Annotated in this window: 6 protein-coding genes; 3 read left to right on the top strand and 3 right to left on the bottom strand. The window is 68.4% G+C overall.

Annotation, left to right across the window (positions count from 1 at the left end; genetic code table 11):
- From DPV74_RS20555 to DPV74_RS20545, 3 genes are all read left to right on the top strand, one after another.
- Positions 1–1,456 (top strand): efflux transporter outer membrane subunit (locus DPV74_RS20555; protein WP_119337856.1); only part of this gene is annotated, 1,456 nt, incomplete at its 5' end.
- A 28-nt stretch (positions 1,457–1,484) separates the two neighbouring features.
- Positions 1,485–2,180 (top strand): heavy metal response regulator transcription factor, encoded by a 696-nt coding sequence (locus tag DPV74_RS20550; protein ID WP_021159240.1) that lies wholly within the window; start codon positions 1,485–1,487, stop codon positions 2,178–2,180.
- Positions 2,177–3,643, top strand: coding sequence for a heavy metal sensor histidine kinase (locus tag DPV74_RS20545; protein ID WP_119337855.1), 1,467 nt, complete (start codon positions 2,177–2,179; stop codon positions 3,641–3,643). Before DPV74_RS20550 ends, DPV74_RS20545 begins: the two co-directional genes overlap by 4 nt.
- A gap of 73 nt (positions 3,644–3,716) precedes the next feature.
- Here DPV74_RS20545 and DPV74_RS20540 read toward each other — a convergent pair whose 3' ends face one another.
- The 3 genes from DPV74_RS20540 to DPV74_RS20530 all read right to left on the bottom strand — a co-directional run bounded on the left by DPV74_RS20540 (position 3,717) and on the right by DPV74_RS20530 (position 7,542).
- Positions 3,717–4,757, bottom strand: coding sequence for a helix-turn-helix domain-containing protein (locus tag DPV74_RS20540; RefSeq protein WP_119337854.1), 1,041 nt, complete (start codon positions 4,755–4,757; stop codon positions 3,717–3,719).
- 144 nt (positions 4,758–4,901) lie between these two features.
- The gene (locus DPV74_RS20535; RefSeq protein WP_060207441.1) at positions 4,902–6,428 is read right to left on the bottom strand and encodes an amidase; all 1,527 of its coding nucleotides are present in this window, start codon (positions 6,426–6,428) and stop codon (positions 4,902–4,904) included.
- Between the two features lie 55 nt (positions 6,429–6,483).
- Positions 6,484–7,542, bottom strand: a complete 1,059-nt coding sequence (locus tag DPV74_RS20530; protein WP_119337853.1) for a phenylacetaldoxime dehydratase family protein — start codon at positions 7,540–7,542, stop codon at positions 6,484–6,486.
- Positions 7,543–7,631 lie beyond the last annotated feature (89 nt).

The following is a 7,631-nucleotide window of genomic DNA, read 5'->3' as shown; positions in this document are numbered from 1 at the left end:
CGCCCTCGCCGGCTGCACGGTCGGCCCCGACTACCAGCGGCCCGACGTCGCCACGCCGGCCGCGTGGCGGCTCGATCCGGCCGATGGGTACTGGCACCCGGCCGCGCCGGCCCGCGCGCCGCTCGACCCGGCATGGTGGACCGCGTTCGGCGATCCGCAGCTCGATGCGCTGGAAGCGGAGGCGCTGCGCAACAACCAGAACCTGAAGGCCGTCGCCGCGCGCTACGACCAGGCGAAGGCGACGCTCGCGTCGGTCGCCTCGGCGCAGTATCCGGCCGTCGGCCTGAACGCGAGCGGCCAGCGCTTCAAGATCTCGGCCGACCGGCCGCAGACCAACTACGCGACGCAGAGCGCGTCGACCGTGCAGAACGACGTTCAGGTCGGCGCAAGCGTGAGCTACGAGCTCGACCTGTTCGGCCGCGTGCGGCGCAGCGTCGAATCGGCGCAGGCCACCACCGAACAGGCGCGCGACGATTTCGCGAACGCGCGCCTGGTGCTGACCGCCGATCTCGCGTCGAGCTATTTCGCGCTGCGCGAATTCGACACCGAGATCGACGTCGTCAAGCGCTCGATCGACCTGCAGCAGAAGGCGCTCGACTACGTGAGCGCGCGGCACGACCTCGGCGCCGTATCGGGCCTCGACCTGCTGCAGCAGCGCGCGCAGCTCGACGCGACGCGCACCCAGGCGCAGCTGCTGCTCCAGCAGCGCGTGCAGGTCGAAACCGCGATCGCGACGCTGGTCGGCACGCCGGCCCCCACCTTCTCGATCGCGCCGCGCGTCGTGCCGATCAATGCGCCCGCGCTGCCGACCGGCCTGCCGAGCGACGTGCTGCAGCGGCGCCCCGACGTCGCGTCGGCCGAGCGCGCGATGGCCGCCGCGAATGCGCAGATCGGCGTCGCGCGCGCCGCGTATTTCCCGCGCATCACGCTGTCGCCCGACATCGGCTGGGACGCGACGCGCTTCGCCGGCCTGTTCACCGTCCCGGCATTGCTGTGGTCGGTCGGCGGGTCGCTCAGCCAGCCGCTGTTCGAAGGCGGCAAACTGAAGGCCGGCGTCGATTTCGCGCAGGCCGGCTATGTCGCCGCGCAGGCCAATTACCGGCAGACCGTGCTCACCGCGTTCCAGGAGGTGCAGAATGCGGTCACCGGGTTGTCGGTGCTCGCGGAGGCCGCGCAGCAGGCCTCCGCGGCCGTCGACGACGCGCGCAAGCTCGTGTCGCTCGCGCAGGATCGCTACGCGGGCGGCCTGACGCCGTTCATCGACGTGCTGACGGCCGAGCAGCAGTTGCTGACGAGCGAGCGGCAGGCCGTGCAGATCCAGGGCCAGCGCGCGGCGCTCGTCGTGTTTCTCGCGAAGGCGCTCGGCGGCGGCTGGGACGGCCAGGCGGCAAGTGGCCCGGCGCCGGCCGAGGTCGCCGCAGCCCCGGCACCGGCGCCAGCGCCCCCGGGCCCTTAACCGGATTACGCGGACAACGGATTCGAACATGAAAGTCCTGATCGTCGAAGACGAACCGAAAGTCGTCGAATACCTCAAGAGCGGCCTGACCGAAGAAGGCTGGGTCGTCGATACCGCGCTCGACGGCGAGGACGGCGCGTGGAAAGCCGTCGAATTCGACTACGACGTCGTCGTGCTCGACGTGATGCTGCCGAAGCTCGACGGCTTCGGCGTGCTGCGTGCGTTGCGCGCGCAGAAGCAGACGCCCGTCATCATGCTGACCGCGCGCGACCGCGTCGACGACCGCGTGCGGGGCTTGCGCGGCGGCGCCGACGACTACCTGACCAAGCCGTTCTCGTTCCTCGAACTGATCGAACGGCTGCGCGCGCTGACGCGCCGCGCGCGCGTGCAGGAATCGACGCTGATCTCGATCGGCGACTTGCGGGTCGACCTGATCGGCCGCCGCGCGACCCGCGACGGCACGCGGCTCGACCTGACCGCGCAGGAATTCCAGCTGCTCGGCGTGCTCGCGCGGCGCAGCGGCGAGGTGCTGTCGAAGACGACCATCGCCGAACTCGTGTGGGACGTGAACTTCGACAGCAACGCGAACGTCGTCGAGACAGCGATCAAGCGGCTGCGCGCGAAACTCGACGGCCCGTTCGCGGACAAGCTGCTGCATACGATCCGCGGGATGGGCTACGTGCTCGAGGCGCGCGAGGACGGCGATACCGAGAGGCCGGCATGAAACGCTCGATCGTCCTGCGGCTATCGGCGATGTTCGGCATCGTGTCGCTGCTCGTGTTCACGCTGGTGGGCTGCGGGCTGTTCGTGATGATGGAGCGCCAGCTGTTCGCCGAGCTGCGCGCGACGCTCGATACGCGCACCAAGGTCGCCGAGATGATCGTGTCGCACGCGCTCACGTCCGAACGCGGGCGCCTCATGCAGGAAAAGCTCGCCGATCTCGAACCGCCCGACGGCTCGACGCGTTACCAGGTCGACAGCACGAATCCGGATTTCCGGTTCGGCAAGCCCGTCGACGGCGTGCCCGTCGGCGCGCCGTTCGGCGCATTCCAGCGCTACGCGCTGAACGACAGCAGCTACGACGTGATGACGAAGACCGTCACGGTGGCCGGCAACGGCGAGCGGCCGACACTGAGGCTGATCGTCGCCAGCTCGTGCGAGCGCACGCAGCGGATGCTGCGCCGCTTCGGCTGGACGCTCGCCGGGCTGATCGCGATCGCGACGATCATCACGCTGCTGCTGAGCCGCGCGGTGGCCCGCTTCGGGCTCGCGCCGCTCGACCGGCTGTCGCAGGATGCATCGGCCATCAGCCTCGCGAACCGCCGCCAACGGCTGCACACCGACGCGCTGCCGGCCGAGCTGCGCGACCTCGCCACGTCGTTCAACGGCGCGCTCGATCGCATCCAGCAGACCTACGCGCGGCTCGAGGCGTTCAACGCGGACGTCGCGCACGAACTGCGCACGCCGATCAGCATCCTGATCGGCCAGACCCAGGTCGCGCTGACCAGCCGCGACCGCACCGTCGAGCGGATGCGGCAGACGCTGCAGTCGAACCTCGAGGAATTCGAGCGGCTGCGCGTGATCATCAACGACATGCTGTTCCTGTCGCGCAGCGACCGCGGCGAACGGGCAACCGACCTGAAGGACGTGTCGCTCGCCGACGAGGTGCGGCGCATGCTCGATTTCCTCGAGATCCCGCTCGACGAGGCGCAGTTGCACGCCGAACTGCACGGCGATGCGCGCGCGGCCGTCGATCCGTCGCTGTTCCGCCGCGCGATGACGAACCTGCTGATCAACGCGATCCAGCATTCCGCGCCCGGCGCGACGTTGCACGTGAAGATCACGCGCCGCGACACGCTCGTCGAGATGGCCGTGTCGAACCCCGGCGAGCCGATCGATCCGGTGCAGCGCTCGCACGTGTTCGAACGCTTCTACCGGCTCGAGGAAGCCCGCGCGAACAGCAAGGAGAACCACGGGCTCGGGCTGTCGATCGTCAAGGCCGTCGCCGAGATGCACGGCGGCAGCGTATTCGTCGCGTGTTCGGGCGGCGTCAACACGTTCGGCTTCTCGGTGTCGACGGAACCCTGCGCGGGCGGACCGCTGCGCGCGGGAGACGCAACCGATGCAACCGGCGTGGTCGACTCCACCGATTCGCGGCCGGCGCACGCGCCGCGGGCGCTGCACTGAAGGCGGCTGCGCCTGTCGACGTCCGGCCGCCTCCGATCGGCGCTTGCCGGCCACGAACGCGGCCCGGGGCGCATTACGCGCGCGGCTTGCCGCCCTGCTCGCGCCACGCCCGCGGCGACATCGCAAACCGCTCGCGAAACACGCGACTGAAATGCGACATGTCGTTGAATCCCCAGCGCAATGCGACGTCGGACACGCGCAGCGCAGCGCATTGCGGATTCGCGAGATCCTGCGCGCACCGTTCGAGCCGCAGGTTCCACACGTGACGCATCAGCGACGTCTCCTCGGCCTCGAAGAGCTTGTTGATGTACCGCGACGAAATCCCGATCGAGCGCTCGATCATCATCGGGTTCAGCTCCGGATCGTGCAGGTGCTCGAGCACATGCCGCTTCACACGCGTCAGTGTCAACGCCTTCATCCTCGATTGCGCGAGGTCGTTGCGTTGCATGCCCCCGAGCGTCATCGCGATCAGCGTGATCGCGGTATCCGACAACTGCCGCATCTCGTCCTCGGTCACACTGCGGATCTGCGACGACATCTGCTCGAGAAACGCACGCATGACGCTGCCGACGCCGTCCCCGGTTTGCGTCGGGCACGCCGTGCGGTGCTCCATCCCGACGACGAGCTGGTTCAGCGTCGCGCGGGGAATGCTGACGACGATCTCGCGCCACGACTGGCCGAACTGCAGGTGGTGAGGCCGTGTCGCGTCGTAGATCGCGAAATCCCCGGGATGCAGCGTGACGATCTTGCCGTCCTGTTCGACCGACTGGCTGCCCTCGAGCATCAAGACCCCGAAGTACTTGTCCTCATACTCGCTGCGCGCCTGGCGATAACGCCGGATCACGGCCTGCTCGCTCGCGTGGATTTCCGAGATTCGCATCTTTTCGCACTTGCGCTGCCGCACTCGGCCGAAGAAATCGGCTTTCTGCACGGCCGCGATCTGCACGTCCGCGAACAGGCGCAGAATCGTCTCGCGCCAGAATTCGATACGCTGGCTGACCGAGCCGTCGATCGGCACCTCGATGGCCGCGTTCGTCCGTTCGTCCAGCGGGCTGCCGGACGCCGGACCGGGCGCGTCGCCGCTTGCGGCGCGCGGGAGAGGACGCATCGTCATGGTCGTGCCCCACATGGATTAGCAAACACGCAGCCGACAGCGTGCCCGTTCAAAAGCGCATTGTCCAATCGCTGACCGCGTACGCCGCATGGCCGGTCGAACCGGCACGCGGCGCAGCGGCGGCATGCTACCGCTCCGGACATGTCATGCGCACGTCGTCCGACGCCAGTCGGACGACTGTTCATACGCATACGCAACGCGGTAGAGCGTCGCCTCGTCGAAACGGCGCCCGACCAGTTGCAGCCCGATCGGCAGATCGTCGGCTACCCCGCACGGCAGCGACATTGCCGGATGCCCGGACACGTCGAACGGCGCGGTATTCGCGAGCATCTCGAACGCCCGCGTCAGCGACTCGGACATCGCGCAACCGGGCTCCGGCAGCTTCGACGCGCGCATCGGTACGGTCGGCATCAGCAATACGTCATACGACTGCAGCGCCGCGTCGTAAGCCGATCGCAAGCGTCGCGCGAGGTTCTGGCACTTCGCGTAGTAACGCCCGCGATACCGGCTCGTGAAATATTCGCCCAGCAGCATCGTCACCTTCACGGTATCCGGCAACTCGTCGGCGCGCTCGCGCCAGCCCGCGTGATGATCGATCATGCCGGTCACGTACAGGCCGCCCCAGTTGAAACCGTGGCTGTTGCCCTTCATCATCTGCTGCGTCGCGCCCTCGGCCGCAATCGGCAGCCAGATCGCGGTGCCGGCCGCATGCAGCGGCACCGACACTTCGTCGACGCGAGCGCCCAGCTTGCGCAACCGGAGCGCGGCGGCCCGCACGGCCTCGTCGACCACCTTCTCCGAATTGGCGAGCCCGAACGCCTCGCGCAGGATGCCGATCCGCAATCCCGCGATGCCGTCGCGGATCGCGCCGAGATAGTCGGCGCGCGGCGGCAACGTCCGTTGGCGCGGATCGAGCCCGTCGTCGCCCGCGATCACGTCGAGCAGCAGCGCGTTGTCGAGCACGTTGCCCGTCATCGGCCCCAGATGATCGACGGTTGCCTCGATCGGCATCGCGCCGGTGTACGGCACGAGCCCGTGCGTCGGCTTCATCCCGTAGATGCCGCAATAGGCGGACGGGATCCGCACCGAGCCGCCCTGGTCGCCGCCGAGCGCCATGTCGACCTCGCCGCTCGCGACCAGCGCGCCGCTGCCCGACGACGAGCCGCCGGACGAGTGCCCTGCCTTGCGCGGATTGTGCACCGGCCCCGACGCGCTCGTGTGCGAGCCGCCGGAAAAGCAGTAGTACTCGCAGGTCGACTTGCCGGCGATCGTGCCGCCGGCGTCGAGCACCCGCGTGACGACGGTCGCATCGACGTCGGGCACGTAGCCCTCGAACGTGGTCGAGCCATTGCGCATCGGTACGCCGGCGACGCAGATGTTGTCTTTCACGACCACCGTCCTGCCGCGCAGCTTGCCGTCGGCGGCGCCGTGGATCGTGCTCTTGCGCGCCCACGCGCCGTAACGGTTCTCGTCGCCTTCCGGGCGGTAGCCGGGCGTGCGCGGATACGCGACGACGGGCAGATAGTCGGGCAGCGCGTCGATCGCATCGTAGGCGTCGAAGTTCGCCTGCAGGGCATCGTCGTATTCGGCGAGTTGCCGGGAATCGAGATGAAAGCCGAAGCCGGCTGCCATATCGGACAGTTGTTCGCGGGTCGGGCGTTTGATGGCCATCGACGTTCTCCAGTTCGGTAAGCGGCACCGCCGGCCCCGGCGGTGCCGGCGGGATTCAGCGGGCGATGGCGACGGCGTCGCGCATCATCCCGGTGCGCGGATGGCAGTTCACGTATTCGTAGACCTGATGCTTCGCGTCGAAGACGGAAACCTCGTGATACAGCCGCAGTTTCGACAGCCCGGTGACGACGCGGAAGAACGTGACGAAGATCCGCAGGTGCGTCGGATGGGATTCGGCCCATCGTTCGAGGCGGTCGAGCGAGCGCCAGTGGCCGATGTTGTAGCTCTCGTCGAGCACGTTGCCGTCGAGATCGATCGAGCGCACGTAGCGGTTGCTGTAGCAGCCGACCTCCGTGCCGTTGTCGCGCAGGAAGTCCATTCCGCTGCGCAGCGTCGGCTCGATCTCCTCGAGATACAGTCGGCGCTCGTCGTGCTCGGCCGCGCGCCAGTCCTGGCCGGAGCGAATCAGCGCGATGTTGTCGTGCGCCAGCACGACCACGCGGCCGCCGCGGGCCGGATCGCCCTCGACGATGCGCAACTCGCCGTCCGCCCGCATCCAGTCCGTCTGCGAGATCGGGAACCGGTCGCGCATCGATCCCCAGTAGCCGTGCTCCTCGATCTCGCCGCTGACGCCGTCCATGATCGCGCCGACGCCGGGGAAATCGTTCGTGAACGCGTAGAGCGTCTCGAACTGCTCGGCGCGCGGCGCGACGATTTCCCGGAAGTAGCCGATGCCGTCCGCGAGGCGTGCGTCGGAGGTCCACCATTCGACGAGGGCTGGCGACGCAATCCAGCGCGCATACGCGGCCGGATCGCGCCAGTAGCCGACGGCGATCAGGTTCTCGTAACCCTGGTCGTCGGTGTGTTGCGTCAGATCGAAGTTGTTCGGGCCGTCCTGCGCACCGAAATCGGCGACGATCCCGCGCAAAGCGGCCAGTGCCGCCGCGCGCTTGTCGGCGCCGCTGTATTGCACGCCGAAATAGCCCATCACGACCTGGCTCAGGTCTTCGGCGGCCCGGGCGACGTACATCGGGAACGGCGGCTGGTAGTCATCGGCGACGCGGCGCGACAGCGTCCGCGGGCAGACCAGGTGTTTGTCGATGGCGGATTCCATGCATGACCTCTCTGGAAAGGGAATCGGGTGTCGGGGTATCGACGTGGGGAAGGAGCGACATGCACCGGCCTTATCCCGGCGCATGCGGG

It is taken from the genome of Burkholderia sp. HAN2018 (assembly GCF_024704855.1).
Lineage (GTDB): Bacteria > Pseudomonadota > Gammaproteobacteria > Burkholderiales > Burkholderiaceae > Burkholderia > Burkholderia cepacia.
The sequence above is the reverse complement of the archived record's forward strand: the minus strand, read 5'-3'. Positions and strand labels throughout refer to the sequence as shown.

Bases quoted from the DNA above. Each gene is read 5' to 3' on its own strand.
- DPV74_RS20550 (WP_021159240.1), top strand. From the start codon at position 1,485: ATGAAAGTCCTGATCGTCGAAGACGAACCGAAAGTCGTCGAATACCTC.
- DPV74_RS20545 (WP_119337855.1), top strand. From the start codon at position 2,177: ATGAAACGCTCGATCGTCCTGCGGCTATCGGCGATGTTCGGCATCGTG.
- DPV74_RS20540 (WP_119337854.1), bottom strand. From the start codon at position 4,757: ATGACGATGCGTCCTCTCCCGCGCGCCGCAAGCGGCGACGCGCCCGGT.
- DPV74_RS20535 (WP_060207441.1), bottom strand. From the start codon at position 6,428: ATGGCCATCAAACGCCCGACCCGCGAACAACTGTCCGATATGGCAGCC.
- DPV74_RS20530 (WP_119337853.1), bottom strand. From the start codon at position 7,542: ATGGAATCCGCCATCGACAAACACCTGGTCTGCCCGCGGACGCTGTCG.